The 26,872-nt window shown below is 73.5% G+C and carries 23 protein-coding genes; 10 read left to right on the top strand and 13 right to left on the bottom strand.

What is annotated here, in order from left to right; all coding sequences use genetic code 11:
- Positions 1 to 192 precede the first annotated feature (192 nt).
- A complete protein-coding gene (locus ACIQ9G_RS21665) occupies positions 193 to 1,548 on the top strand; it encodes a TerD family protein (protein WP_403611909.1) in 1,356 nt (451 codons plus the stop codon).
- A gap of 40 nt (positions 1,549 to 1,588) precedes the next feature.
- Here the strand turns inward: ACIQ9G_RS21665 and ACIQ9G_RS21660 are convergent, their stop codons facing one another.
- Positions 1,589 to 2,983, bottom strand: coding sequence for a glycosyltransferase (locus ACIQ9G_RS21660; protein ID WP_403611906.1), 1,395 nt, complete (start codon positions 2,981 to 2,983; stop codon positions 1,589 to 1,591).
- 39 nt (positions 2,984 to 3,022) lie between these two features.
- Between ACIQ9G_RS21660 and ACIQ9G_RS21655 the strand changes: the two genes are divergently transcribed.
- Both ACIQ9G_RS21655 and ACIQ9G_RS21650 read left to right on the top strand, forming a co-directional pair.
- The gene (locus ACIQ9G_RS21655; RefSeq protein WP_403611903.1) at positions 3,023 to 3,808 is read left to right on the top strand and encodes a glutamate racemase; all 786 of its coding nucleotides are present in this window, start codon (positions 3,023 to 3,025) and stop codon (positions 3,806 to 3,808) included.
- Positions 3,809 to 3,914: 106 nt separating this feature from the next.
- Positions 3,915 to 4,457 (top strand): hypothetical protein, encoded by a 543-nt coding sequence (locus ACIQ9G_RS21650; protein ID WP_403611900.1) that lies wholly within the window; start codon positions 3,915 to 3,917, stop codon positions 4,455 to 4,457.
- 92 nt (positions 4,458 to 4,549) lie between these two features.
- On the opposite strand, the gene ACIQ9G_RS21645 is transcribed toward ACIQ9G_RS21650, so the two are convergent.
- Positions 4,550 to 5,551 carry an O-antigen ligase family protein gene (locus tag ACIQ9G_RS21645; protein WP_403612632.1) on the bottom strand — a complete coding sequence of 334 codons (1,002 nt, stop codon included), beginning with the start codon at positions 5,549 to 5,551 and terminating at the stop codon, positions 4,550 to 4,552.
- A gap of 579 nt (positions 5,552 to 6,130) precedes the next feature.
- On the opposite strand from ACIQ9G_RS21645, the gene lnt reads away from it, so the two are divergent.
- The 4 genes from lnt (at position 6,131) to ACIQ9G_RS21625 (ending at position 11,200) form a co-directional block, all read left to right on the top strand.
- Positions 6,131 to 7,741, top strand: a complete 1,611-nt coding sequence (lnt, locus tag ACIQ9G_RS21640) for an apolipoprotein N-acyltransferase (RefSeq protein WP_403611897.1) — start codon at positions 6,131 to 6,133, stop codon at positions 7,739 to 7,741.
- A 67-nt stretch (positions 7,742 to 7,808) separates the two neighbouring features.
- Positions 7,809 to 8,288 carry an NUDIX hydrolase gene (locus ACIQ9G_RS21635; protein ID WP_403611894.1) on the top strand — a complete coding sequence of 160 codons (480 nt, stop codon included), beginning with the start codon at positions 7,809 to 7,811 and terminating at the stop codon, positions 8,286 to 8,288.
- A 54-nt stretch (positions 8,289 to 8,342) separates the two neighbouring features.
- Positions 8,343 to 9,143 (top strand): 3-hydroxybutyrate dehydrogenase, encoded by an 801-nt coding sequence (locus tag ACIQ9G_RS21630; RefSeq protein ID WP_403611891.1) that lies wholly within the window; start codon positions 8,343 to 8,345, stop codon positions 9,141 to 9,143.
- Positions 9,144 to 9,220: 77 nt separating this feature from the next.
- Positions 9,221 to 11,200, top strand: a complete 1,980-nt coding sequence (locus ACIQ9G_RS21625) for a helix-turn-helix domain-containing protein (protein ID WP_403611888.1) — start codon at positions 9,221 to 9,223, stop codon at positions 11,198 to 11,200.
- Between the two features lie 103 nt (positions 11,201 to 11,303).
- On the opposite strand, the gene ACIQ9G_RS21620 is transcribed toward ACIQ9G_RS21625, so the two are convergent.
- Complete coding sequence (locus ACIQ9G_RS21620; RefSeq protein WP_403611885.1) at positions 11,304 to 12,572, bottom strand: MFS transporter; 1,269 nt, start codon at positions 12,570 to 12,572, stop codon at positions 11,304 to 11,306.
- A 52-nt stretch (positions 12,573 to 12,624) separates the two neighbouring features.
- On the opposite strand from ACIQ9G_RS21620, the gene ACIQ9G_RS21615 reads away from it, so the two are divergent.
- Positions 12,625 to 13,296: an ArsR/SmtB family transcription factor gene (locus tag ACIQ9G_RS21615; protein WP_403611883.1), complete on the top strand. Its 672-nt coding sequence runs from the start codon at positions 12,625 to 12,627 to the stop codon at positions 13,294 to 13,296.
- A gap of 133 nt (positions 13,297 to 13,429) precedes the next feature.
- Positions 13,430 to 14,821, top strand: coding sequence for an MFS transporter (locus ACIQ9G_RS21610; protein ID WP_403611880.1), 1,392 nt, complete (start codon positions 13,430 to 13,432; stop codon positions 14,819 to 14,821).
- A 314-nt stretch (positions 14,822 to 15,135) separates the two neighbouring features.
- On the opposite strand, the gene ACIQ9G_RS21605 is transcribed toward ACIQ9G_RS21610, so the two are convergent.
- The 7 genes from ACIQ9G_RS21605 to ACIQ9G_RS21575 all read right to left on the bottom strand — a co-directional run bounded on the left by ACIQ9G_RS21605 (position 15,136) and on the right by ACIQ9G_RS21575 (position 21,658).
- Positions 15,136 to 15,711, bottom strand: coding sequence for a rhodanese-like domain-containing protein (locus ACIQ9G_RS21605; protein ID WP_403611876.1), 576 nt, complete (start codon positions 15,709 to 15,711; stop codon positions 15,136 to 15,138).
- Between the two features lie 104 nt (positions 15,712 to 15,815).
- A complete protein-coding gene (locus ACIQ9G_RS21600; RefSeq protein WP_403611873.1) occupies positions 15,816 to 16,559 on the bottom strand; it encodes a sulfite exporter TauE/SafE family protein in 744 nt (247 codons plus the stop codon).
- Positions 16,556 to 16,921: a rhodanese-like domain-containing protein gene (locus tag ACIQ9G_RS21595; RefSeq protein ID WP_403611870.1), complete on the bottom strand. Its 366-nt coding sequence runs from the start codon at positions 16,919 to 16,921 to the stop codon at positions 16,556 to 16,558. The genes ACIQ9G_RS21600 and ACIQ9G_RS21595 overlap by 4 nt, the downstream gene beginning before the upstream one ends.
- A gap of 44 nt (positions 16,922 to 16,965) precedes the next feature.
- A complete protein-coding gene (locus tag ACIQ9G_RS21590) occupies positions 16,966 to 18,324 on the bottom strand; it encodes a rhodanese-like domain-containing protein (RefSeq protein WP_403611867.1) in 1,359 nt (452 codons plus the stop codon).
- 86 nt (positions 18,325 to 18,410) lie between these two features.
- Positions 18,411 to 18,830 (bottom strand): DUF302 domain-containing protein, encoded by a 420-nt coding sequence (locus ACIQ9G_RS21585; RefSeq protein WP_403611864.1) that lies wholly within the window; start codon positions 18,828 to 18,830, stop codon positions 18,411 to 18,413.
- An 80-nt stretch (positions 18,831 to 18,910) separates the two neighbouring features.
- Positions 18,911 to 19,198, bottom strand: coding sequence for a metal-sensitive transcriptional regulator (locus ACIQ9G_RS21580; RefSeq protein WP_403611861.1), 288 nt, complete (start codon positions 19,196 to 19,198; stop codon positions 18,911 to 18,913).
- 120 nt (positions 19,199 to 19,318) lie between these two features.
- On the bottom strand, positions 19,319 to 21,658 hold the full coding sequence (locus ACIQ9G_RS21575) for a GH92 family glycosyl hydrolase (protein ID WP_403611859.1): 2,340 nt from the start codon (positions 21,656 to 21,658) through the stop codon (positions 19,319 to 19,321).
- Between the two features lie 187 nt (positions 21,659 to 21,845).
- Between ACIQ9G_RS21575 and ACIQ9G_RS21570 the strand changes: the two genes are divergently transcribed.
- On the top strand, positions 21,846 to 23,528 hold the full coding sequence (locus ACIQ9G_RS21570) for a tetratricopeptide repeat protein (protein WP_403611856.1): 1,683 nt from the start codon (positions 21,846 to 21,848) through the stop codon (positions 23,526 to 23,528).
- Positions 23,529 to 23,658: 130 nt separating this feature from the next.
- Here the strand turns inward: ACIQ9G_RS21570 and sbnA are convergent, their stop codons facing one another.
- From sbnA to ACIQ9G_RS21555, 3 genes are read right to left on the bottom strand one after another with little or no spacing between them, the layout of a single operon-like run.
- Positions 23,659 to 24,702 carry a 2,3-diaminopropionate biosynthesis protein SbnA gene (sbnA, locus tag ACIQ9G_RS21565; RefSeq protein ID WP_403611853.1) on the bottom strand — a complete coding sequence of 348 codons (1,044 nt, stop codon included), beginning with the start codon at positions 24,700 to 24,702 and terminating at the stop codon, positions 23,659 to 23,661.
- Positions 24,703 to 24,737: 35 nt separating this feature from the next.
- The gene (gene sbnB / locus ACIQ9G_RS21560; protein WP_403611850.1) at positions 24,738 to 25,817 is read right to left on the bottom strand and encodes a 2,3-diaminopropionate biosynthesis protein SbnB; all 1,080 of its coding nucleotides are present in this window, start codon (positions 25,815 to 25,817) and stop codon (positions 24,738 to 24,740) included.
- Positions 25,814 to 26,818, bottom strand: coding sequence for a TauD/TfdA family dioxygenase (locus tag ACIQ9G_RS21555; protein WP_403611847.1), 1,005 nt, complete (start codon positions 26,816 to 26,818; stop codon positions 25,814 to 25,816). The genes sbnB and ACIQ9G_RS21555 overlap by 4 nt, the downstream gene beginning before the upstream one ends.
- Positions 26,819 to 26,872: the final 54 nt, after the last annotated feature.

Raw genomic sequence — 26,872 nt, 5'->3', positions numbered from 1 at the left:
ATTTGTCGAAAAGGGGCACCGATTCGTGGTCCGATCGTGTAAAGCCCGAGTTCCCGGCGGGTTACCGGCGGTTGGCCGGACGTGTTCCGGTGCTCCTCATGGGAGTTCGCGGTCCCCGGGAATAGGTTGGGCGGGTAGGGAGCCGGCGGGCTGCCGCGGCATCGGTCGGCGGGAGACGTGATGGGGGCGTACATGTCATTGACGAAGGGGTCGAACACGCCGGTGCCGAGCACGGCCCTGCGGGTCGAGCTGGGATGGCGGCCGGGACCGGGGGTGCCCGACGCGGACGCCTCGGCGCTGCTGCTGACTGGCGGAAAGGTGAGCTCCGACGCGGACTTCGTCTTCTACAACCAGCCGGTGCACCCCTCCGGCACGGTCCGCCACGAGGGCAAGCACGATCTCGGCGGCCGGGTGACCGACACCCTCCTCGTCGACCTCGCGCGCGTGGGGCCCGCGGTCGAGCGGGTGGTGCTCGCCGCCTCCGCGGACGGCGGCACGTTCGGGCAGGTGCCGGACCTGTACATCGAGGTCCGCGACGCCGACCGGGACACGGTGGTCGCCCGCTTCGACAGCCCCGGCGCCACCGTGGAGAGCGCGTTCGTGCTCGGCGAGTTCTACCGCCGCCAGGGCGCCTGGAAGTTCCGGGCCGTCGGCCAGGGCTACAGCAGCGGACTGGAGGGCCTGGCCACGGACTTCGGCATCACCGTGGACGAGTCGCAGCAGCACACGGCGCCGCCGGCGGCGCCCTCCGCCCCGGTCACGGCGGCCCCGCCGACGACCCCTGGCTCCGCCCCCGTCACCGCGCCCCCGCCCGCCGGGCCCCCCGTGCCGCTTCCGCCGCCCGTCGCGCTCCCCGTCACCGTGCCCCCGCCCACGGCACCCCCGCCGCCGGCGCCGCCCGCGGCCCCGGTCCGCCTGACCAAGGTGACGCTCACCAAGGCCGCCCCGTCGGTGTCGCTGGCCAAGCAGGGCGGAACCTCGGGTGCCATGCGCGTGAACCTCAACTGGCAGGTGCGCAAGCAGTTCTCCGGCTGGGGCGGCAAGCGCGGACGGGCGGTGGCCCTGCACGCGGACCTCGACCTCGACCTGTGCGCCCTGTACGAACTGGCGGACGGCCGCAAGGGAGTCGTCCAGGCCCTCGGAAACGCCTTCGGAGCGCTGCACCGGCCTCCTTACATCCACCTCGACGGCGACGACCGCACCGGCGCCTCGGCCGACGGCGAGAACCTCACGATCAACCTCGACCACACCCAGGACTTCCGGCGCGTCCTCGTCTTCGTGACGATCTACGAGGGGGCCCGCTCCTTCGCCGACCTGCACGCCACCGTCACCCTCCGCCCGCAGCACGGCGCCCCGATCGACTTCTCCCTGGACGAGTGCACGGTCCCCTCGACGGTCTGCGCGCTCGCCCTGATCACCAACACCGGCGGCGAGCTCGTCGTCCGGCGGGAGGCCCGCTACCTGGTGCCCGAGCGCGGGGTGAGCCCGCAGCGGACCGTCGACCGTGCCTACGGCTGGGGCATGAACTGGACCCCCGGCCGCAAGTGAGCGCCGCCGGCGGGAGCGACGGACGCCGGGGGAGCGGGGATCAGCTCTCCTCGGCCACGGCGTCCGCGCCGGCCGCCGCGTCGGCCACGGCGTCCGGGCGGCCGTAGGTGCGGCCCTTCCAGGCCGCGCCCCGGCCCCGCTGGTGCTGTACCGCCGAGTCGACGGTCATCAGCAGATAGAGGAACGCGGTGAGGGGAAGCAGGGGAGCGAGCCACGGCGGCTGGCGGTAGTAGCGGAGCATCGGGACGTACGTCGCCGTCATCACCAGCCAGGCGAGCCCACCGGCGAGCGCGGCCGCCGGGCTCCCCGTCACCAGGCCGGCCGCCAGGGTCACGGGCGGCGCGAGGTACACGAGGGCCAGCCCCGCCACCGTGCCGAGCAGCAGCAGCGGGTTGTGCCGCAGTTGGGCGTAGGCGCTGCGCGAGACCATCCGCCACAGGTCGTGCAGCCGCGGGTAGGGGCGCACGCTCTCGACGTGGTCGGCGAGACCCAGCCAGACGCGGCCCCCGCCGCGCTTGACGGCCCGCGCGAGCGCCACGTCGTCGATCACGGCGTGCCGGATCGCGTCCGGGATGCGCGCCCGCTCGGCGGCCTCGGAGCCCAGCAGCACGCAGCCCCCCGCGGCGGCCGCCGTCCGCGTGCCCGCGCGGGCGATCCGGCGGAAGGGATAGAGCTGCGCGAAGAAGTAGACGAAGGCCGGCACCACGAGCCGTTCCCACAGGCTCTCCACCCGCAGCCGGGCCATCTGCGAGACGACGTCGAAGTTCCCGGCGCGGGCCGCCCCCACCAGCCGGCGCAGGCTGTCCGGCGCATGGGCGATGTCCGCGTCCGTCAGGAGGAGGTAGCGGGGGGCCCGCGCGCGTGCCAGGGCGATGCCGTGGCGTACGGCCCACAGCTTGCCGGTCCAGCCCGGGGGCGGCTCGCCCGGCGAGGTCACGGTCAGCGGCAGCCCGCCGTGCCGCCGTGCCAGCGCGCGGGCCAGCTCCCCGGTGCCGTCGGAGCTGCCGTCGTCGACGAGGAAGACCTCCGCCCGCCCGGGATACGCCTGCGCGAGCAGCGACGGCAGGCTCCGGGGCAGGACGGCGGCCTCGTCCCGCGCGGGAACGACGACGCAGACCGGCGGCCAGTCGTCCGCATCGGTGCACCCCCGCGGCCGTGTGTCCGGGGCGGCGTATTGCGGCGGCGGTCCGTCCGCGGGGGTGCTCACCGCCGGCCGCCCGTCCGGGGCGCCGGAGACCGGCGGCCGTCCGTCCGGACTCGGGGTCTCGCCCGGCCGAGTTTCGCCCGACCGTTCCTCGCCCGGTTGTTCTCCGGCCGGCGGCAGTCTGACGTCCGTGCGCCAGAAGAAGCCCTGGCCGAGCAGCAGCCACAGCCAGGCGGCGAGTGATCCGGCGGCGGTCCACACGATCGCGCTCACTCGCGCAGTCTGCCCCACCGGGCGGGGCCGCCGGGGCCCATCGTCTATCGTGGCCGGGTGAAGATCGCGCTCATGGACTCCGGAATCGGCCTTCTTCCCGCCGCCGCCGCGGTACGCAGGCTACGGCCCGACGCGGATCTCGTGCTCTCCTGGGACCCCGACGGGATGCCCTGGGGACCGCGCACCCCGGAGGACATCACGCAGCGCGCCCTGGACGTCGCCGGGGCCGCGGCCGCCCACGAGCCGGACGTCCTGATCGTCGCCTGCAACACCGCCTCGGTGCACTCCCTGCCCGAGCTGCGCGCCCGTTTCGAACCCCGCCTGCCCATCATCGGCACGGTGCCCGCGATCAAGCCCGCCGCGGCGGGCGGCGGACCCGTCGCGATCTGGGCCACGCCCGCCACGACCGGCAGCCCCTACCAGCGCGACCTGATCGAGCGGTTCGCCGACGGGGTGACCGTCACCGAGGTGCCGTGCCCCGGGCTCGCGGACGCCGTCCACCACGCCGACGAGGCGGCCGTCGAGGCGGCGATCGCCGCGGCCGCCGCCCGCACCCCCGACGACGTGACGACCGTCGTCATGGGCTGCACCAACTACGAACTGGTCGCCGAGCGCATCCGCGCGGCCGTTCAGCGGCCCGGGCAGCCGCCGCTCATCCTGCACGGCTCCGCCGGTGCGGTGGCGGCCCAGGCGCTGCGCCGGATCGGCGCCGACCCGGTACCCGAGGCCGATCTCGACAGCGCGCTGACGGTGCTGCTCAGCGGGCGCGAGGCCGAGCTGCCCGACACCGCCCTCAGCTACGAGGAGGGCCGCCTCCTCCAGGTGGTCACCCCCGCCCGCTGACGGGTCGGCGCGCACCGGACGGGGGCCGTCCGCCGCGCGTCCGCGCCGGCCGGTCACGCTCCGCATCGCCCTACCCGCCCGGCGAAACCTGAGTAACCTCGTTGGCATGAGGGACCATCCCCGCGGCGAGGACACCCCCCACTCCGAGGTCTGGACCGGACGCGCCACCAACCGGTTCCAGTGGCTGCTGGCGCTGGTGGGCGCCGGCTGCATGGCTCTCGGCATCGAGCTGGCCGTCGACTCCGCCTGGACCTCCGGCGTCGTCCCGCTGGTGATGTCCGTGGTGGGCTGCATCGCGGCCGGACTGCTGGTCCTCTTCGGCACCCTCGCCTTCGTGCACGTGGCGCTGAGGGTCGACACCGAGTCGCTGGAGGTGCGCTGCGGCCACATCGGCCTGCCGCGTCGCCGCATTCCCCTCGACCATGTCGCGGGCGCCGAGTTCGACCCGCACGTCACCCCGCGTCACTGGGGCGGATGGGGCTACCGCTGGCGGCCCGAGAAGGGCACCGCGGTCATCGTACGGCGGGGCGAGGGCGTCGTGCTGCGCCTGTGGGACGGCCACACCTTCACGATCACGGTCGACAACGCCGAGTCGGCGGTCCGCGTCATCAGGGACCGCCTGCGCCCGCCGTCACCGGGCGCGGCCTGAGCGCCGGCCCCGACCGGGCCCCGGCACGACCGCTCGCCCGGCGCGGCTCAAGGCGCCGGACGGTCCCGGCACGATGGCTCGCCCGGCGCGGCTCAAGGCGCCGGACGGTCTCGGCTTGACCGCGGCTCCGCCCCCGGGGGCCCCGGCTCCTCGGCCAGCGGGCGTGCGGTGGCCGTCCCCGCCAGCAGTCCCACGCCCACGGTCACGGCGGTGAAGCTCAGCGCGTTCCCGACCGCGGCGATCGCCGCCACCGCCGTCAGGGCCGCCCCGGCGGTGAGCGCCACCGGCGTGGGGCGCGCGGTCCGCCACAGCGCGTGGAGCAGCCAGCCGTACGCCGCCGCCAGCAGGAGCACGCCGGTCAGTCCCTGCTCGGCCGCCTGCTGCAACAGGGCCGAGTGCGGCTTGCCGTCCGGCTGCAGCGACTGGGCGGCCGCCGGGCTGAACTCCACGAACCGGCCCGGACCCACGCCCAGGCCCGTGTTCCGGTGGGCAAGGCGCAGCGCGTCCCGCCACAGCTCGATCCGGTGCCGCGTCAGCTGCCCCTCCGCGGACACGGCGAGACCGTCGGGCAGGACACGCGCCGCGACCGCCCAGGCCAGCCCCGCCACCCCGGCCGCGGCCACGGCCAGGCCCCCGACGGCCGCCCCGCGGCGCCGCACGCGGCCTGCCGCCAGGGAGACGAGCAGCACCGCGCCGCAGCAGACGAGGCCGACGGCGGAACCGAGCACCGCCGCGGCCACCGCCACGGCGACGGCCAGGGCCCCGAGCGCGAGCCGGAGGACCGGGACGGACGCGGCCCGGGCGGCACAGCAGGCGGCGCCCGCGGAGAGGGTCAGTACGGCGGCGGTGGCCCCGGCGTGCCCCAGCGGAGCGGCGAACTGCGGTCCGGGGACCAGCCCCGGGACCGCCAACGCCAGTCCCAGTCCCGCCAGCGCCCCGGCGCAGGGGGCGGCGACCGGCATCAGGGCCCCGCAGATCCGGCCCGTGGCGTATCCGGCGGCCACGGCCAGCACGGCGAGCAGCACACCCTCCGGGCGGCCGTCGTGCAGCGTGCCGGTGATCAGCGACCAGGTGGCGCAGGCACCGAGCACCACGACGCCGCTCGCATCAGAAACGATTCGTCTGTGACTGTCGCCGAGACCCTCGACGTGGCCGCCGCCGTGGCCGTCGGCGACACGGCCGGTCCCGTCGCGGCCGTCGGTGTCCCGGCCATTCCGCGCCCGCCCGTCGGTGTCCCGGCCATTCCGGTCCCGCCCGTCAGCGTCCTGGTCGTTCCGGTCCCGCCCGTCGGGGTCCCGTCCGTTCCCGCCCCGGCCGTCGCCGTCGGTCCGTCTTCCGCTTCCGCCGTCCGCCCCGTCGGCCGACGTCATGTCCGTGGTTCGCACCCCTCGCCCCCCGCACCCTTGCCCCCCTGCCGCGCCCCCGCACGCCGGTCGCTCCCGGCCCGTGACCGGACCCCGGCCGCCCGGCCGGAACGGCCGCACGACAGGGGCTCCGGCACACCGTAACGGCTGATGACCGGATTGGGGACGTCTCGTGCGGGACCGATGCCGTTGCGGACGATGTGGCCGCCGTGCCCGGAGAGCCGGAGGCCCGGCGGATGCCGCCGGAGGCCGGGGCCCGGTCACGGACCGTGCTGTCGGCCCCCTGGTCACGCGCCGTAGACTCCCGGGGTGACCGTCACCGCAACTTCCGTCGACGAGTCGGACCGGCTGCGACCGCAGACCGCCCCCGCGCCCTGGCGCGCGAAGCTCGTACGGCTCGTCCCCGCCATCGCCGCGATCCTGTCCGGGGTGCTCCTCTACGTCAGCTTCCCGCCGCGCACCCTGTGGTGGCTGGCGCTGCCGGCCTTCGCCGTCCTCGGCCGGGTGCTGCGCGGCCGCGGCTGGAAGGCGGCCCTCGGCCTCGGCTACCTCTTCGGCCTCGGCTTCCTGCTGCCGCTGCTGGTGTGGACGGGCGTGGAGGTCGGCTCCGGCCCCTGGCTGGCGCTCGTCGCGGTGGAGGCGGTGTTCGTCGCGCTGGTGGGCGCGGGTATCGCCGCGGTGTCCCGGCTGCCCGCCTGGCCGCTGTGGGCGGCGGCCGTCTGGATCGCCGGTGAGGCGGTACGCGCGCGCGTGCCGTTCCGCGGCTTCCCCTGGGGCAAGATCGCCTTCGGCCAGGCGGACGGCGTGTTCCTGCCGCTGGCCGCGGTGGGCGGCACCTCGGTGCTCGGCTTCGGCGTCGTCCTGTGCGGCTTCGGCCTCTGCGAGGTCGTACGGCTGGCCGGGGAGGGGCGGCGCACCGGTGCCGTACGGCGGCCGGCCGCCGCCGCGGCGCTGCTGAGCGTGGCCGTCCCGGTCGCGGGCGCCGTGGCGGCCCGCCCCCTGGTGAGCGACGCTGCGGAGGACGGGACCGCGACCGTCGCGGTCGTCCAGGGCAACGTGCCCCGCTCGGGCCTGGAGTTCAACGCGCAGCGGCGGGCCGTCCTCGACTACCACGCGCGGGAGACGCTCCGGCTGGCGCAGCGGGTGAAGGCGGGGAAGGTTCCCCGGCCCGACGTCGTGCTCTGGCCGGAGAACTCCTCCGACATCGACCCCTTCGCCAACGCCGACGCGCGCATGGTGATCGAGGAGGCGGCCAAGGCCGTCGGCGTGCCCGTCTCCGTCGGCTCCGTCGTGGAGCGGGACGGCAGGCTCCTGAACGAGCAGATCCTGTGGGACCCGGCCAAGGGGCCCGTGCAGACGTACGACAAGCGGCAGGTCCAGCCGTTCGGCGAGTACCTGCCGCTGCGCTCGCTGCTCGGCGCCGTCAACAAGGACTGGACGTCGATGGTCCGGCAGGACTTCAGCCGGGGCACCGAGCCGGGCGTGTTCACGGTCGGCGGCGCCAAGATCGGCCTCGCCACCTGCTACGAGGCCGCCTTCGACTGGGCCGTGCGGGACACGGTCACGCACGGCGCGCAGATGATCTCCGTGCCGAGCAACAACGCCACCTTCGACCGCAGCGAGATGACCTACCAGCAGCTCGCCATGTCCCGGATCCGCGCGGTCGAGCACAGCCGGACCGTGACCGTCCCGGTGACCAGCGGCGTCAGCGCGATCATCATGCCCGACGGGCGGATCACCCAGAGGACGGGCATGTACGTGGCCGACTCCCTGGTGCAGAAGGTGCCGCTGCGCTCCTCCGAGACGCCCGCCACCCGGCTGGGCATCCTGCCGGAGATCGCCCTCGTCCTGGTCGCCGCCGGCGGCCTCGGCTGGGCGATCGGGGCCGGTGCGCGCGGCCGGCGCGCCGGTGACGCGTAGCCGTACGCCGGTCGTACGCCCCCAACCGCGCGCCGGGGGAGACGGAGCGGCCCGTTAGGGTCGGACCATGGCCACTCCTGACTTCATCCGCACGATCCGGGCCACCGCGGGGCAGCAGTTGCTGTGGCTCCCCGGGGTCACCGCCATCGTCTTCGACGACGAGGGGCGGGTGCTGCTCGGCCGTCGCGCCGACACCCACAGGTGGTCGGTGATCGGCGGCATCCCGGAGCCGGGGGAGCAGCCCGCCGCCTGCGCCGTGCGCGAGGTGCACGAGGAGACGGCCGTGCACTGCGTCGTCGAACGGGTCGTCCTGGTCCAGGCGCTCGAACCGGTCACCTACGGCAACGGCGACATCTGCCAGTACATGGACATCACCTTCCGCTGCCGCGCGGTGGGCGGCGAGGCACGGGTCAATGACGACGAGTCCCTGGACGTGGACTGGTTCCCGGTGGACGCGCTGCCCGCGCTCAATGAGTTCGGGCTGTTCCGGATCAAGCAGGCCCTGGCCGACGCACCCACGTGGTTCGACCCCACGGACCCCGGCTGAAGTATGGGTTGCTGCCACATGTGGCAGGGGTGGGGGCGTGCCTAGGGTCGGCACATGACCACGCCCGACGCCCTTCCGGCCCCCCACGCCCCCTCGCTCGACCTCGGCGGTCGCACGGCTCTCGTCACCGGTGCCGCCGGCGGGATCGGCCGCGCCTGCGCGCTGCGGCTGGCCGCCGCCGGGGCGAAGGTCAGAGCCGTCGACCGGGACGCGGCCGGCCTGGACGCGCTCGCCGAGCAGTCCGGCGCTCTGGCGGGCACCCTCGAGCCGCAGGTCCTGGACCTCACCGACCTCGACGCCGCCGAGCAGGCGGCCGCGGGCACGGACGTGCTCGTCAACAACGCGGGCCTGCAACTGGTGCGCCCCATCGAGGAGTACCCGCCCGAGGTGTTCCACACGGTGCTGACCGTGATGCTGGAGGCCCCGTTCCGGCTCATCCGCGGCGCGCTGCCCCACATGTACGGGCAGGGCTGGGGCCGCATCGTCAACATCTCCTCCGTGCACGGCCTGCGCGCCTCCGCCTTCAAGTCGGCGTACGTCGCGGCCAAGCACGGCCTGGAGGGACTGTCCAAGACGGCCGCCCTCGAAGGCGCCCCGCACGGCGTCACCTCCAACTGCGTGAACCCCGCCTACGTCCGCACACCGCTGGTCGAGAAGCAGCTCGCCGACCAGGCGCAGGCGCACGGCATCCCCAAGGAGCGCGTGCTGACCGAGGTGCTCCTGCAGGACAGCGCGGTCAAGCGGCTGATCGAGCCGGAGGACGTCGCGGAGGCCGTGGCGTATCTGTGCAGCCCGCAGGCGTCCTTCGTCACCGGCACCTCGCTGGTGCTGGACGGCGGCTGGACCGCGCACTGACCGACCCGGCGTCCGCCCGTCCGCCGAGTTGTCCACAGGGCTCGGCGGACGGGCGGACGATGGGGAATCCTGTGAGCATGTCCAGCGATCACGTGCGGTCCGCCGGGCGCCCCGCCAACGGCACCGGGGCGCCGGCCGGCCCTGCCGACGTCACCTCCGGCGTCACGGCCGACGGCGCCGAAGCGCCCTTCCTCGAACTGCTCGCCCGGGGCGCGCCCGCGGAGGCCTACGAACAGCCGGTGCTGCTCGCCCGCGCCGAGGGCCGGCCGGACGCGTGGATCGCCGCACTCGATCACGCCAAGGCCCTCGCCCTGCGCGTGCGCGCGGAGCTGGAGGGGCGCCGGCGCCGCGAGGCGGAACTGTCCGCCCTGTTCGAGACCGCCCACGACCTGGCCGGTCTGCGGGACCTGGACTCGGTGCTCCAGGCCATCGTGCAGCGCGCCCGCTCCCTGCTCGGCACGGACGTCGCCTACCTCACCCTGCACGACCAGGACCGGGGCGACACGTACATGCGCGTGACCGAGGGCTCGGTGGCGGCCCGCTTCCAGCAGCTGCGCCTGGGCATGGGGGAGGGCCTCGGCGGCCTGGTCGCGCAGACGTCCCGCCCCTACGTCACCGACGACTACTTCAAGGACCCCCGCTTCCAGCACACCGGCACCATCGACACCGGAGTGCGGGACGAGGGCCTGGTCGCCATCCTCGGCGTGCCCCTCGTTCTCGGGTCGCACGTGATCGGGGTGCTGTTCGCGGCGGACCGGCGGGAGCGGCACTTCGAGCGGGAGCAGATCGCGCTGCTCGGCTCCTTCGCGGCCCTGGCCGCGGCCGCCCTGGACAGCGCCAACCTGCTCACCGAGACCCGCTCGGCCCTGGCCGGCCTGGAGAAGGCCAACGAGATCATCCGCGACCGCAGCGCCGTCATCGAGCGGGCCTCCGACGTCCATGACCGGCTCGCCGAGCTCGTCCTGCGCGGCGGCGGCGTCCACGACGTGGCGGCCGCGGTCTCCGAGGTCCTCGACGGCACGGTCGAGTTCACCGAGGCCGCCGCCGTACCCGCCGAGGCGCTGGAGGCGTCCCGGGCCGACGGGCACGCGGTGCGGCACGGGGACGACTGGGTCGCGGCCGTCGCGGCGGTCGGCGAACTGCTCGGCGCGCTGGTGCTGCGCGGCCACCCCGCACTCGATCCCGTCGACCAGCGCACCCTGGAGCGCGCCGCGATGGTCACCTCGCTGCTGCTGCTCGCCCGGCGCTCGGCAGCCGAGGCCGAGCAGCGCGTCCGCGGCGAGCTGCTCGACGACCTGCTCGACGGCCGCGACCGCGACCCGCGCCTGCTGCGCGAGCGGGCGGCCCGGCTGCGCGCCGACCTGGACTCCACCCAGGTCGTGCTCGCCGCGCGCCTCGACGCGCCGGCCGCCGACGCCGACCACGAGGCCGACGCCCGGCGCCGGCTGTGGTCGGCCGCCTCCCATCTGGCCGCCACCCGGCACGGACTGGCCGCCGCCCGCGACGGCGGCACGGTCCTGCTGCTGCCCCTGGGCCGCGGTGACACCGCCACGGAGGTGGCCCGCCGCACCGCCCGCCACCTCGGCATCGCCGTGCACGAGGCGGTCACCGTCGGGGCCTCCGCGCCGGTGGAGGACCTCGCCGCCCACCCCGACGGCGTGGCCGCCGCCTACGCGGAGGCCCGGCGCTGCCTGGAGGCCCTGCGGCTGCTGGGGCGCTCCGGCGACGGCGCCGCCGCCGAGGACTTCGGCTTCCTCGGCCTGCTGCTCGCGGGCGACCGGGACATCGCCGGCTTCGTCGACCGCACCATAGGCCGGGTCGTCGCCTACGACGAGCGGCGCGGCACGGACCTGGTGCACACCCTGGACGCGTACTTCGCCTGCGGCATGAGCCCGGCCCGCACCAAGGACGCCCTGCACGTCCACGTGAACACGGTCGCCCAGCGCCTCGAGCGCGTCGGCCGCCTGCTCGGCGACGACTGGCAGACGCCCGCCCGAGCCCTGGAGATCCAGCTCGCCCTGCGCCTGCACCGGTTGTCGGCACCGGCACAGCACTGAGCGGTGCCACGCGGTGGCTTCGGGGTGGGGCCCGGCATCTCGCGTCCGGTCGCACGGAGGCGCGTCCCTCACCGCGTCCTCCGCCCCGGATGTGGCGGAGGTGCTACGGGGTGTGGGTCTCGTACATGCGGAGTGCGACCACGATCCCGGACACGGCGGTCAGGGCGGCGACGGCCCAGACGGCGGTGGTCAGGCCGTAGGCGTCGGCGAGGGCCCCGGCGAGCAGGGCGCCGACGGCGAATCCGCCGTCGCGCCACAGCCGGTAGACGCCCACCGCGCGGGCCCGCCAGGCGGGGTGGGCGACGTCGCCGATGACGGCGAGCAGCGTCGGGTAGACCATGGCGGTACCGGCGCCGAGCAGGACCTGCGCGAGGGCCCACACAGGGAAGGTGGTGCCGAGTGCGACCAGCCCGATGGCGACGGCCTGCAGCAGCATGCCGGCGGTGATCAGGTGCTTGCGGCCGACGCGGTCGGACCACCAGCCGGTGAGAAGCTGACCGAGGCCCCACACGGCGGGGTAGAGCGCGGCGAGGGCGCCGATCGCGGCGACGGACAGTCCGTGGGCCGCGTAGAGCAGGGGAAAGATGCCCCAGGCGAGGGCGTCGTTGAGGTTGTTGACCATGCCGGCCCAGCTCGCCGCCGACAGGGCCCGGTCCTTGGCGCTGGTGATCCAGGCGACCTGCCCGGTGGTCAGCTCGCCGTGGTGGTCCGGGTTCTTCGCGGCGCCGTGCTGGGCGGCCTCCAGCCGGGCGTGCGCGTGGGTCTCGCGCACGGCGAGGACGGAGAGCCCCAGCCCGAGGGCCGCGTAGGCGATGCCCAGGAAGAACGGCTGCGGCCGCAGCGCGGTGTGGGCGGCGATCGCGCCGGTGGCCATGGCGGTGGCGGCGAGCGCGGCGTAGCCGGCGGCCTCGTTGAAGCCCATGGCGAGCCCGCGCCGCGCGGGGCCGACGAGGTCGATCTTCATGATGACGGTGGTGGACCAGGTCAGCCCCTGGTTGACGCCGAGCAGGACGTTGGCGAGGACCACCCAGCCCCAGGACGGCGCCCAGATCAGCAGCAGCGGCACCGGAAGGGCGATCACCCATCCGGCGACGAGGACCGGTTTGCGGCCGAAGCGGTCGGACAGGGTGCCCGCGAAGAAGTTGGTGATCGCCTTGGTCGCCCCGAACGCGACGATGTACGTCAGGGCCGCGGTGTAGGCGGACAGGTGGAAGACACTGTGCGCGAGCAGCGGCAGGACGGTGCGTTCCTGCCCGAGCATCCCTCCGACCAGGGCGTTCACAGCCACCAGGAGGGAGAACTGGGCGAGATTGGCGCGCAGGCCGAGGCGGATTCCGCCGTCGGCCGCCGGTGAGGGGGCGGAGGTGCTCATGATGTCCTTGAACCCGTATTACAATAATCCATGGATTTACGGAGGATGTCACATGGGAGATCCCGCCCGCAAAGCGGAGCTGTTCGACGCCGTCGCCCAGACCGGCAAGGCGCTGGCCCACGGCAAACGGCTGGAGCTGCTCGACCTCCTCGCCCAGGGCGAGCGCAGCGTCGACGCGCTCGCCCGGGCCGCCGGGCTCGGCCTGACCACGGCGTCCGCCCATCTGCAGGCGCTCAAGCGGGCCGGGCTGGTCACCACCCGCCGTGACGGCGTGCGCATCCACTACCGCCTCGCCGGCGACGACGTCGCCGCCCTCTACTCGCTGCTGCATCGGGTCGCCCGCGCCCACCGCGCGGCGGCCGGTGCGGCCCGCGCCGCCTATCTCGGCCCCGACGACACCGACTGCCTGACGCGCGAGGAACTGCTGGAACGGGTCAGGTCCGGCACCGCCACCGTGATCGACGTACGGCCGCCCGAGGAGTACGCCGCCGGCCACATCCCCGGCGCCCTGTCCGTCCCGCTCGACGAACTCGAGGCCCGCCTGGCGGACCTCCCGGCCGAGGGAGAGGTCATCGCCTACTGCAGGGGCACCAACTGCGTCCTGTCCCACGACGCCGCCCGACTGCTGGGTGCCCACGGGCGCCGCGCGGCCCGCCTGGTCGACGGCATGCTCGAATGGCGGCTCGCCGATCTCCCGGTCGAGGCGGGCGCCGCGCGCTCCTGAGCGACGCATGGGGGCGGCACTTACACCCCGCACCAGAACTATGGTGTCCCACCACATGTGCGCCTGATCTGCGTCTTCCTACGGTGTGCCGACACGTACACCCGTCCCCACCGCACACGAGGAAGTGGCGCACATGGCCTCCGCAGCAACCGCTCCGCCGAAACCGGCGAACCTCCCCCGCATCGTCGCCGCCAGCCTCATCGGCACCACCATCGAGTGGTACGACTTCTTTCTGTACGGCTCCGCCGCCGCGCTCGTGTTCAACACGCTGTTCTTCCCGAACAGCGACCCGCTGGTCGGCACGCTGCTGTCGTTCCTGACGTACGCGGTCGGCTTCGCCGCCCGGCCAGTCGGCGCCCTCGTGTTCGGGCACTACGGGGACCGGCTGGGACGCAAGAAGCTGCTGGTGCTGAGCCTGCTGATGATGGGCGGCGCGACCTTCGCGATCGGACTGCTGCCCACGTACGCGAGCGTCGGGGCCGCGGCTCCGATCCTGCTGACGGTGCTGCGCCTGGTCCAGGGCTTCGCGCTCGGCGGTGAGTGGGGCGGGGCCGTGCTGCTGGTCTCCGAGCACGGGGACGCGCGGCGGCGCGGTTTCTGGGCCTCCTGGCCGCAGACCGGGGCGCCGGCCGGGCAGCTGCTCGCCACCGGTGTGCTGTCGCTGCTGACCGCCCTGCTCTCCGAGCAGGCGTTCGGCAGCTGGGGCTGGCGGATCCCGTTCCTGCTCTCCGGTGTCCTGGTGATGGTCGGTCTGTGGATTCGTCTCTCTGTCGACGAGTCGCCCGTCTTCAAGCAGGCCCTGGCCCACGCCGAGGCCCGCAAGGCGGCCCAGGGCGCCGAGGCGGCGACGGAGAAGCTGCCGCTGGTGTCCGTGCTGCGGCACCACTGGCGCGACATCCTGGTGGCCATGGGCGCGCGCATGGCGGAGAACATCAGCTACTACGTCATCACGGCCTTCATCCTCGTCTACGCCGTCACCTCCGCCGGTGCCTCCAAGGAGACCGCGCTGAACGCCGTGCTGATCGCCTCCGCCGTGCACTTCGCCGTCATCCCGGCCTGGGGCGCGCTGTCGGACCGGATCGGACGCCGCCCCGTCTACCTGCTGGGCGCGGCCGGGGTCGGCCTGTGGATGTTCCCGTTCTTCTCGCTCATCGACACCGGTACGTTCGTCAACCTGCTCATCGCGGTGACCGTGGGCCTGGTGCTGCACGGCGCCATGTACGCCCCGCAGGCCGCCTTCTTCTCCGAGATGTTCGCGACCCGGATGCGCTACTCCGGCGCCTCGATCGGCGCGCAGTTCGCCTCGGTCGCCGCGGGCGCGCCCGCGCCGCTGATCGCCACCGCCCTCCTCGCCGACTACGGCAGCTCCACTCCCATCGCCCTGTACGTCATCGCGGCGGCCGTCCTGACCCTGATCGCCGTCGGCGTGGCCAGCGAGACCCGGCACCGGGACCTCGCCGCCGTGGAGACCTCCGACCGGACCGAGCCCGCCGCGGCCGCGGCGACGGACGCCCGCACCGCCTGACGCGCCTGACGGCCGCATCGGGTGACGGCCGTGGCGGCCGGCGCCCGGGCCGTCCGGACCGCGCGCCGCCCGACGGCCCCGCGCGTACGGGGGCCTTCGCGTACAGGGCCACGCGCCTACGGGGCCGTGGCGGTATGGGGGGGCCGGGCCCCCACCCGCAGCCACCGCGCAGCACCGCTGCCGGGCCCTTCGGCCCGATGCCCGTGCCACCGCGAAGCGAGATGCCCCGGATGCCTTCAGGCATCCGGGGCATCTCGCTTCGCGGGGCGGCGGGTCCGGCCGCGCGATCAGTCGCGCGGCCGGCGGCACGCTGCTCAGCTGTTGCGAAGGCGGGCCCGCGCGCTGTCCAGGTCGCACTGGCGGCTGCGGTTGTACGGGAGCTTGCCGAGGATGACGGCCATGCCGCACGTGTTGGTCAGGGCCGAGAAGACCAGCCCGCCCGCGACGCCCGCGGACAGCAGTTGGAAGGCCGGGTGGACGAACAGGCCGAGCAGCAGGCCGGTCAGGACGAGCGAACCGGCGACCAGGCGGACCTGGCGCTCCATGGCCCACTTCGTCTTGGCGGCGCCCCGGGGGCGCTGCAGGTCGTGGCCCTGGGCGGCCCAGGCACCGGTTCCGCCGGAGAGGGTGGCGGTGTGGATGCCGTTCTCGGCGAGCATCCGGCAGGCGTTCTCCGAGCGGGCGCCCGAGGCGCAGACGACGAGGACCTCGCCGCGCTGGGCCGCGGTGCGGATGTCGGGCATGGCCGCGTCCAGCTGGTCGAGCGGGATGTTGAGGGCGCCGGGGATGTGGCCGCCGTCGTACTCGCCGGGCGTGCGGACGTCGATGACGGTCAGCTCGTGGAGGCGGGTGCGGGCCTGGCCGGGATCGAGAGTGGTGGGGGTCGTCATGAGGGGAGTCATCCTTGTGCTTCGAAGGGGCTTCGAGGGGGGTACGAGGAGAGTAGTACGGGTACCCCGCGGGGTATCAGGGGGGTGGCGTGGTCATGATGTGATCAGGCGATCACGTCGACGAGCATGAAGGCGGCGACGGCGAGCAGCACATAGGCGAAGACGCGCTGGAGCGTCTTGCCCTTGATCTTCTTCGACAGGCGCTTGCCGTCCCAGGCACCGAGGATCGCCGCCGCGGTGAACGGCGCGATGACCGCCCAGTTCAGCTGCACCCCACTGCCCGCCCGGGCGGTGAGCGCGGCCAGCGAGTTGATCGTGATGACCAGCAGGCTGGTGCCGACGGCCCGGCGCATGGTCAGACCGAGCACGCTGACCAGTGCGGGGACGGCCAGGAAGCCGCCGCCGACGCCCAGGAACCCGGTCACCGCGCCGAGTCCGGCGCCGGCGGCTCCCGCCTTCCCCGCGTGGACCCGGCCGGGGGGCACGGTGGGCTGGGGGCGCAGCATCCGCAGGGCCGCCAGCGCCGCGATGACGGCGAAGGCGACGGTGAGCACGGTCTCGGGCAGATGGCTCGAGAGGGCGCCGGCGAGCATCGCGGGAACGATGCCCGCCGCGGCGAACAGCAGGCCGGTGCGCCAGATGACGTTGCCGTCCCGGGCGTGCCCGACCAGGGCGGTGACCGAGGTGATGGTCACGATGATCAGGCTGGCGGTCGTGGCGGCCGCCGGAGTGAAGTCGAGGAGGTAGATCAGGGCCGGAACGGCGAGGACGCTGCCGCCCCCGCCGAGGCCGCCCAGGGCCAGGCCTATGGCGGCGCCGGCCAGGAGCGCGACGATCAGAACGGTCATGCTATCGAGCCGCGGTTCCCGCGTTCGTCGACGACCGGGTGACCGGCTGCGGCCCAGGCGCTCATGCCGCCCTTGACGTCCACGGCGTCCATGCCGCGTCCGGTCAGCAGTTCCGCTGCCCGCTGCGAGCGGTTCCCGCTGCGGCAGATCACCACCAGAGGCCGCCCCTGGGCCGCGCCGGGCAGGGCCGCCCCGGCCTGCAGGACGGACAGCGGCGCGTGGACCGCGCCGGGCGCGTGCCCGGCGCTCCACTCGCGCTGCTCGCGCACGTCCAGCAGGACGGCCTGGGCGCCGGTGCCCTGGGTGCGTCGGCGGGCTTCGTCGACGGTGACGCGGCTCTTGCCGCGACGGAAGAGGAACATCACACAACCTCGCAAGAACTAGTGATGGGGTACGACGGGCCTGTTCAGCCGGTCACGATCGACAGTCCGGCCTCGGGAGCGTTGTCGAAGCCGTCGTCGACGGCCACCACGTCCCGCCCGGCGGCGTCCAGCAGCGAGGCGGCGATGCCGGCCCGCATTCCTCCGGCGCAGTGCACCCAGACCGTGCCGGCCGGTACCTCACCGAGCCGCTTGTGCAGCTCGTGGATCGGGATGTGCGCGGAGCCCTCGATGTGGCCGCCGGCCCGCTCCGAGTCGCGGCGGACGTCCAGGACGACGATCCCGTCCGTACCCTGCTCGGCCAGCCCCGCGAACGTGGACCGCGGGAAGGAGGCCGGGCGGCCGCCCTCGGCGACCCACTCCTCGGGCCTGCCCGTCGCCGCGGCGGCGGGCCGGTCGATGCCGACCCGGACCAGCTCCCGCTGCGCGGCGGCCAGCTGCTCCGGGGACTCGGCGAGCAGCGTGACCGGCTTGCCCCACGGGATCATCCAGGCCAGGTAGGTGGCGATCTTGCCGTCCGCCTCGAAGTTGAACGACCCGGCCACGTGGCCCTCGGCGAAGGCGACCCGGTTGCGCAGGTCCACGACCCACTCGCCGGCGGCGAGCCGGGAGGCGATCTCCCGCGCGTCCGCCACGGCCGGCGGGGTCAGGTCCACCGGGGCCGGGCCGGCGGCGTTGGCCGGACCCATGTACGTGTAGTACGCCGGTATGTCGTCGAGGTCGGCGAGCAGCCGGGCCACGAAGGAGTCCACGTCGGAGGTCAGCGCCGCGTTGACGGCCTTCTCCTTGCCGATCGTGGTGGCGTCGCCCTCGGCCTGCGCCGAGGAGCAGAAGCTGCCGAAGCCGTGCGTGGGCAGGACGGAGGTCTCGTCCGGCAGCTCGGCCGCCAGACGGTGCGCGGAGGCGTGCTGGGCGCGGGCCAGCTGCTCGGTCAGGCGCGGCTCGACGAGGTCGGGGCGGCCCACGGTGCCGATCAGCAGCGAGCCGCCGGTGAACGCGGCCACCGGCACGCCCTTGTCCTGCAGGACGTAGGAGGTGTGGTGCGGGGTGTGCCCGGGGGTGGCGACGGCCCGCAGTTCGAGTCCGGAGTCGAGGGTGACGGTGTCGCCGTCGGCGACCGGCACCCGCTCGAACGACACGTGCGCACCGGCCGGGACCAGGTAGGCGGCGCCGGTCACCCGGGCCAGCTCCAGACCACCGGTGACGTAGTCGTTGTGGATGTGGGTCTCCGCGACGTGGGTGATCCGCACCCCGCGCCGGGCCGCCGCCACCAGCACCTGGTCGAAGTCGCGCGGCGGATCCACCGCCACGGCCGTCTCCTTGCCGCCGGCCAGGTAGTGGCGGTTGCCGAGGCCCTCGAGCTCAATGGTGTCGATGAAGAACACGGAGATGTTCCTTTCCCACGGAAATTACCCCCCCGGGTATGTGTACCACCGTAACACAAGTACCCCCGGGGGTATCCCGTGGGCGGTCAGTCCGCCCGCGAAGTGCCCTCGGGGGTCTGTGCGGTGAGCGAGGTGAGGGCGGCGTCGAGGCGGCGGGTCGCCTCGATGGCGACGGGACGCAGGGCGTCGAGCCCGGTCAGCGTCACCATGGTGGCGGGGTCGAGCGCCTGGACGGTGGTGCCGACGCCCTCTGTGCGGACGACCACGTTGCAGGGCAGCAACAGCCCGATGGTGCGGTCCGTTTCCAGTGCGCGGTGCGCCAGCGGCGGGTTGCAGGCGCCGAGGATGACGTAGTCCTCCATGTCCTGGTCGAGCTTGGCCTTGAGGGTGGCGGTGACGTCGATCTCGGTGAGGATGCCGAAGCCCTGCGCGGCCAGGGCTTCCCGGACACGCTCGACGGCGGTGGCGAAGTCGGTGTCGAGGTGCACGGTGCGGTCGTAGCGCATGGGGTGGCCTTTCTGTCGGTTCGCGAGGGACGGGTGGGGCGGGTGGTGTCCAGGGATCGGCGGGCCAAAGGCGTGCCGGTTCACGCCAGCGACAGGAACAGCCGCTCCAGTCGGGTGCGGATCTGTACGGCGTCCTCGCCGTTCGCCCGGGCGGCGTCGATGTCGGCCACGCACGTCTGCAGGCCGCTGGCGATGATCGCGAAACCCGCCCGGTCGAGGGCGCGCGACGCCGCCGCGAGCTGGGTGACGACGTCCTCGCAGTCGCGCCCCTCCTCGATCATCCGGATGACGCCGGAAATCTGGCCCTGTGCGCGGCGCAGCCGGTTCAGTACGGACTTCAGGTTTGGGCCTTCAAGCTCCAGTTCCACGGTTTTCTCCTTGAAAAATACCCCCAGGGGTACTCACACTGTACGCCCCGGACACGCCTGAGTCCCGCCCCCCCGGGGGGAGGGGACGGGACTCGGGCGGCCTTCAGTTTCCCTGTGGGATCACCTTCCGTGTTGATTCAGCGCGGGTGGTCCGGCCTCGGCGGCCGTTCCCCAGGCGGACGGCTCGGCGCCGGTGGTGAACCCGAGCGAACGCATGTCCCGCACAGCGTCGGTCGTCAGGTAGGTGCGGTCGTACGGGGTGCCGTCGACGCGGGCGGACCGGATGTAGCGGTGGGCGTCCGAGGTGCCGGGGGCCGTGATCGTGAGCGCGCCGCGCGGGTAGTAGCGGCGGTCCAGCCTCAGGTCGACGCGCTCGAAGACGGGGGTGGACAGGCCCCAGGTGTCGTAGCCGGGCTGCACCGGGAAGAGGCCGATGGACGACAGCACGTTCCAGGCGGACATGGTGCCGAGGTCGTCGTTGCCGGTGATGCCGGTGGGGGTGTCCGTGAAGAGGGTGAGCGCGGCGTGCACCACGTCGGTGGTCTTCCACGGCTGCCCGGTCGAGAGGTAGGTGTACGGGGCGATGAGGTCGGGCTCGTTCTGCGGGTTGTACTTGTCCGCGTTGTAGTAGTCGTACGGGCCGTTCACCCACACCTCGCGGGCGGTCCTCGCCGGGTCCCGTACGAGCCGGTCGTAGGCGAAGAAGGAGTCCAGCCGGTCGTTCGCCGCCCGTTTCCCGCCGATCAGGTCGACCATGCCGGGCAGGTCCTGCGGCACCAGCCACTGGTACTGCCAGGACGTGCCCTCGTGGAAGCCCTCGCTCCTGGCCGGGTCCGCCGGGCCGGTGAACGCTCCCGAGGCGTCACGGGCGCGGAAGAAGCCCGTCGAGGGGTCGAAGATCCTGCGGTAGTTCTGGGCCCGGGCGGCGTAGCGCGCCGCGTCGGCGTCATGGCCGAGGTCGCGGGCCATCTCGGCGAGCATGGAGTCCGACAGGGCGTACTCCAGCGTCGCTGACCCGCCGTGGTCGTAGTCCGAGTCGCCGGGCTTGGCGTGCGGCCGGCCCTTGATGTACGGCGCGAAACCGCCCTCGACGTACTCCTTGTTCGCCTCGCGGCCCACGGCCGGCGACTCGGCGGGCGGCACGCCGTCGGCGTTCTTCCTCAGCGCCGTGTACGCCCGCTCCTCGTAGCCCTTGAGCAGGCCCTGCTGGTAGGCGTTGGTGAGGAACGGGGTGACCGGGTCGCCGGTCATGATGTTCGTCTCGACCGTGCCGTAGCCCCACTTGGGCAGCCAGCCGCTCTCCTCGTCGATCCTGATGAGGGAGATCGCCATGTCGCGGGCTTCGCGCGGCGCCAGCAGCGACAGGAGCTGGGACTGGGTGCGGTAGGTGTCCCACAGGGACCAGTTCTGGTAGTACGTGAAGCCCCGCGCGTGGTGGATCCTCTGATCCCAGCCGGTGTAGCGGCCGTCGGCGTCGCTGCCGATGTTCGGTGCGAGTAAGGACCGGTAGAGCGACGAGTAGAACGTGCGGCGCAGTGTGGGGGTGCCGCCCTGCGCGCGCACGTCGTCGAGCCGGTCCTCCCAGGCCCGCCGCGCGGCCTCGCGGACCTGCTGGAAGGAACGGCCGCCCTCGGAGCGCAGGTTGACGGCCGCGCCGTGCGCGTCGACGTACGACAGGGCGGTCGTCGCCTCGACGGTCCGGTCCTTCGTCGTGTCGAAGCGGACGTAGGCCCCGTCCCGGCCGGTCCTCGAACCGTCGGTGACCGCCGAGCCGTTCCAGGTGCCGTACGCGGTGAACGGGCGGTCGAAGCGGGTGATCGTGTAGACCGTGTACGGCTTGGTGTCCTGGCAGAAACCGCTGCCGGTGATCGCGGTGCGCACGGTCCGGTCGTCGAGGACCTCGACCCGGGTGGAGACGGTGCGGTGCAGTGACTGGCCCGCGTCGAGCAGCACATTGGCCTTGTCGGTGGCGGGGAAGGTGTACCGCTGCACGCCGGTGCGCGCGGTCGCGGTCAGTTCGGCGTCGATGCCGGTCTTCAGCCCGACCTTGTAGTAGCCGGGGCTCGCCCGCTCCGTGTCGTGACCGAACTCGGCCTGGTACTCGGCGTAGTCGGTCTCGGTGACGTCGCCCGTGGTCGGCAGCACGGGCAGGTCACCGCCCAGCCCGCAGCCGACGCCGGAGAGATGGACGAGCGAGAAGCCCCGGATGTGGTTCTGGGAGTGGTCGTAGCCGGTGTTGTGCCCGGTGTCCGGCGAGAACTGGACCATGCCGAAGGGCACGGCCGCGCCGGGGTAGGTGTTGCCCTCGTTCTCGGTCCCGATGAACGGGTTGACGAGATCGGTGAGCCGGCCGCCGCCGGTGTCGGCCGCCTCGGCCGTGGGTGCGGCGAGGGCGGCACCGAGCAGCGCGACCGCGGCAACCACTGTGCCCGCACCACGTATTCGCCGGGTCCATCGCATGAACGTCAGCCCCTCCCCGGAGACTTGGACAACGTTGTCAAAGCGGCGCGCTCATTCTTCGGCGTTCTACGTGTACTCGTCAAGAGTGCGTGCGCGCGGCGACCGCCGGGGCTCGGGCGGCCGACCGGCGGAGTGATTCACGGTGAATCGATACGTTTTGCTCGAAGTCCCGCTAGGGTCGGGACATGTGAACTACTACGACCTGGGTAGCCACACCCGGCGCGTGACGACGTCGTCCCCCGAGGCCCAGTCGTGGTTCGACCGCGGGCTGAACTGGACGTACGCCTTCAACCACGAGGAGGCCGTCCGCTGCTTCGAGGCGGCCGCCGCGGCGGACCCCGACTGCGCCATGGCCGACTGGGGCGTGGCCTACGCCCTGGGCCCCAACTACAACAAGCCCTGGGAGTTCTTCGACGAGCGGGACCTCGCGCGGACGGTGGAGCGCACCCACGCCGCGGTGGAGCGGGCGCACACCAAGGCGGCGTCCGCGTCCCCCGTGGAGCGGGCGCTCATCGAGGCGCTGCGCGCCCGCTACCCACGGGCGCAGGCCGAGGATGCCGAGGACTGCTCGGTGTGGAACGCGGCCTACGCCGACCGCATGGGCGCCGTCCACCGGCTGGCGCCCGACGACCTCGACGTGGCGGCCCTGTACGCCGACGCCCTGATGAACCTCACTCCCTGGCAGCTGTGGGACATCCGCACCGGCCGCCCCGCGCCCGGCGCGCGCACGCCCGAGGCCAGGGCCGTGCTCGAAGGGGCGATGGCGACACGGGCGGGCACCCGGCACCCGGGCCTGCTGCACCTGTACATCCACCTGATGGAGATGTCCCCGTCCCCCGAGACCGCCCTGCCCGCCGCCGACCGGCTGCGCGGCCTGGTGCCCGACGCCGGGCACCTGCAGCACATGCCGTCCCATCTGGAGGTGCTCTGCGGCGACTACCGGCGGGTGGTCTCCGACAACGCCGCGGCCATCGCCGCCGACGAGAAGTACCTGACCCGGGCCGGCGCGATGAACTTCTACACCCTCTACCGGTGCCACAACCTCCACTTCCGGATCTACGGCGCGATGTTCCTCGGCCGCTTCCAGGACGCGCTGGAGACGGCGGAGCGGCTCGAGGCCGCCGTGCCCGAGGAACTGCTGCGCGTGGAGAGCCCGCCGATGGCCGACTGGCTGGAGGGCTTTCTCGCGATGCGGGTGCACGTCCTGATCCGCTTCGGCCGCTGGGACGACATCCTGCGTCTGCCGCCGCCGGCCGACCCGCGGCTGTACCGCGTGAGCACGGCGATGCGGCACTACGCGCGCGGCGTCGCGTTCTCCGCCACCGGCAGGATCGCCGACGCCGAGGCGGAACGCACCCTCTTCCGGCAGGCGGCCGCCCAAGTCCCGCAGACCCGCATGTTGTTCAACAACACCTGCGCGGACATCCTGGCGATCGCCTCGGCGATGCTCGACGGCGAACTGGACTACCGCCGGGGCGACCACGAGGCGGCCTTCACCGCGCTGCGCCGGTCGGTCGAACTGGACGACGGCCTCCCGTACGACGAGCCGTGGGGCTGGATGCAGCCCGCCCGGCACGCGTACGGCGCGCTGCTCCTGGAGCGGGGACGGGTCGAGGAGGCCGAGGCGGTCTACCGGGCCGACCTGGGGCTCGACGACACGCTTCCCCGCCCGCTGCAGCACCCCGGCAACGTCTGGGCGCTGCACGGATTCCACGAGTGCCTGCTGCGGCTCGGCCGGACGGCCGAGGCACGGATCGTCGCCCAGCAGCTGAAGATCGCGACCGCGGTGGCCGACGTGCCGATCACGGCGTCCTGCTTCTGCCGCCTGGACACTGCCCCGGACGACAGCTGCTGCGCACCACCGTCCTGAGGCGCGCCACCGTCCTGAGGCCTGGGGCGCCCCACCGTCCTGAGGCGCGCCACCGTCCTGAGGCGCACCGTACCGAGCGCCCGGCCGGTCCCGCACCGGACGCCCGGTGCGGAACCGGCCGGGCGCCCGCCTACGGCGTGCCGTTCAGCGGCTCGCGCTCGCGCACCGGCGTGCGCAGCACCGGCTCGGCCGCCGGGGAACCGGCGGTCACCTCCTCGCCGCCGAGGACGTGTTCGCCGTAGAGGTCCTCCAGCCAGGTGGTCTGGTAGATGGTGTCGAGATAGCGCTCACCGAGGTCCGGGGCGATGGCGACCGCGGTGAGCTCGCCCATGTCGTCGTGCCGGGCCAGCCAGTCCATCGCCCCGCTGACCACCGTCCCGGTGGAGCCGCCGAACAGGAACCCGCGCCGGGCCAGCCGGTGGCAGACGCGGATGGTGTCGGCCTCCTCGACCTTGATCACCTCGTCGACGTAGGACTCGTCCAGCAGGGGCGGGCGCATGCTCATGCCGATTCCCGGGATCATCCGGCGGCCCGGTTCGCCGCCGAAGGTCACCGAGCCGACGGTGTCGACCGCGACGACCCGCACGGGCCGGTGCCACGCGCGGAAGAACCGGGCGCAGCCCATGAGGGTCCCGGTGGTCCCCGCACCCACGAACAGCACGTCCAGCTGCGGGAACTGACTGGCGATCTCCGGCGCCGTCCTGCGGTGGTGCGCCCGCCAGTTGCCCGGATTGGTGTACTGGCTGAGCCACACGTACCGGTCGTCGGCGGCGCACAGTGCGCGCACGTAGTCGATGCGGGCGCCGAGGAAGCCGCCGTTGGCGTCCAGGTCGGCGATGACGTGCACCTGGCTGCCGAGCGCCTCCATCAGCAGGCGCGTCGACAGATTGCACCGGGAGTCCGTCACGCACAGGAACCGGTAGCCCTTGCTGGCCGCGATCATGCTGAGCGCCACGCCCAGGTTGCCGGATGAGGACTCGATCAGCACCGAGTCCGGCGTCAGCAGCCCGTCCCGCTCGGCGGCCTCCACCATCTCTACCGCGGCCTTCAGCTTGATCGAGCCGGCGAAGTTGAACCCCTCGCACTTCAGGAAGAGGGATCGCCCCATGATCGACTCCAAGTCGATGTAGAGCTGGCCCTCGTTGTACGCGTGGGGAGCGGAAATGACGGGCACGCTGGCCTCCTCATGCCAGGGCTGAGGGAAACCGCTCAGCCGTATCGGCGCAGCTCGTGGAAGAAGTCGTCGATGACGTGGAGGGCTCCGGTCCGGGCCACCTCGTCGTGCACGTAACTGCCGACGGCGAGGTCGAGGACGCCGAGCCCGAAGGGCGAGAAGATCACGGTTCGGTCGGTGGGCAGGCTCGTTCGTCCCGTCATGACGTCGTGGAGTGTGCCGTCCAGGAAGTCGCGGTCGCCGGTGAGCTGCTCGGCCAGGTGGGGGGAGGTGTCGGCCTTCAGGCAGTGCTCGACGTCGTCGACCACGTTCGCCGAGGCGAGCAGGATCTCGGGGGCCAGGTCCCGCAGGGAGACGTGCAGGACGACGGGGTGGTGGGCGAACCAGGCCGGGTCGGTGACATGGGGTTGCCCGGCGACGGTGGCGAAGACCACCAGGTCGCTGGAGCGGATCAGTTCCTCGGCGCTGTCGTGGACGGTGACCCGACCGGTGTGCCCGGCGCGGCCGTCCTGCCGCAGATAGCCGCGGAAGCCCGCGGCGCTGTCGGCGGACAGGTCGTGCACACCGACGGAGTCGAACGTCCAGCCGGTGCCTGCGAGGAACGTGTGGATGTAGCGGGCGATCAGGCCCGTGCCGAAGAATCCGACCCGGGTGGGGCGGGACCGGCCGCGGGTGAGCCAGTCCGCGGCCAGCGCGGCGGAGGCCGCGGTCCTGGTGGCGCTGATGATGGAGCTCTCCAGGCAGGCGAACGGGTAGCCGGTCTCGCGGTCGTTGAGGATGAGCACCGCCGACGCCCGGGGCAGACCGGCCGCCACGTTGTCGGGGAAGCTGGAGATCCACTTCAGGCCGTCCACGCCCACCGGTCCGCCGAGGGAGGCGGGCAGCGCGATGATGCGGGAGTTCGGACGGTCGGGGAAGCGCAGGAAGTACGACGGCGGGTTCACCGAGTCGCCCCGGCCGTGCAGCCGGTAGGCGGACTCGACCAGTTCCACGATCTGCTTCTCGCGCCCTTCCAGGGCCTGCCGCACCTGGGCGCCGGAGATCACCGAGAAGCTCGGCACCGGCGCCGGGCGCGGGGCCGTGCCGTGGGCGGCGGGGGAGGTCACGGAGGTCATCGGCGGCTCCCCTCCCCGGCGGGACGGCTCTCGGGCAGGCGCTGCGGCTCGGCCATGGCGACCACCACCTGGCGTTCTCCGGTGAAGGCCTCTCTGCTGTGCGCGGTGCGGATGTTGTCGACCAGCAGCACGTCGCCGGCCTGCCACGGCTCGCGCCGGGTGTGCTCCTCGTAGGTGGCGTTGAGGAGCTGGACCACGTCCTCGCCGATCGGGCTGCCGTCCCCGTAGCGGGTGTTGAACGGCAGCCCTTCCTCGCCGTAGACGTCCACCAGGTACTCCCGTACCTCCGGGGCCAGCGTCCACTCGTTGAGGAAGGCGATCTGGTTGAACCAGCAGCGGCGGCCCGTGACCGGGTGGCGCACCACGGCGCTGCGGCGCTGCCGGGTGTGCAGGGAGCCGTCGGGCTGCCAGGTGAACTCGATGGCGTTGGCGCGGCAGTAGCGCTCCACGGCGGCGCGGTCGGCGGTGCCGAACGACTCCTCCAGCGACGCCCCGATCTCGTCGTTGTAGGAGCGCGTGAGCATCCAGCCCTCGCGCTCGAACCGCTCGCCGACTGCCGCGGGCAGCGCTTGGAGCACTCGCTCGGCGTCGGCCACCGCGGTCGCCCCGCCCTCGGCCGGCGCGGTCAGGCACGCGAAGAGCATCAGTCCGGGGACCTCCACCGCGTAGCTGAGCTCGTGGTGCATGCACATCGGCTGGTTGGCCGGCCAGGTGGTGGAGGCGTACAGCCCCGGGCTGTAGCGCTGCCGGGGCGCGAAGGCCTCACGCTCCGTCATCAGGCCGCCGGCCAGCCCCGCGAAGACGGCACCGGCGGACGCGGGTTCCCGCACTTCCAGACCACGGATCAGGAGCGCTCCGTGCTCGGCGACCCGCGCCCGCAGTCCCTCGCGGTGCTCGGCCGCCCAGCGGGGCGCGTCCTCGGGCGGGTCCACGTGCAGGACCGGGGGCCGGTCCGGCTCCAGCTCCACCTCGAGCAGGGATGCCGGGGAAGAGAACGACATCTGGTTTCCTCTCGTTCGTCACCGCGGAGGATCTCTCCGGTCCGCGAGGTCTGC

Source organism: Streptomyces sp. NPDC096152 (assembly GCF_044763235.1).
GTDB lineage: Bacteria > Actinomycetota > Actinomycetes > Streptomycetales > Streptomycetaceae > Streptomyces.
Note: the sequence above shows the minus strand (reverse complement) of the source record. Positions and strands in the feature narration are given on the sequence as shown.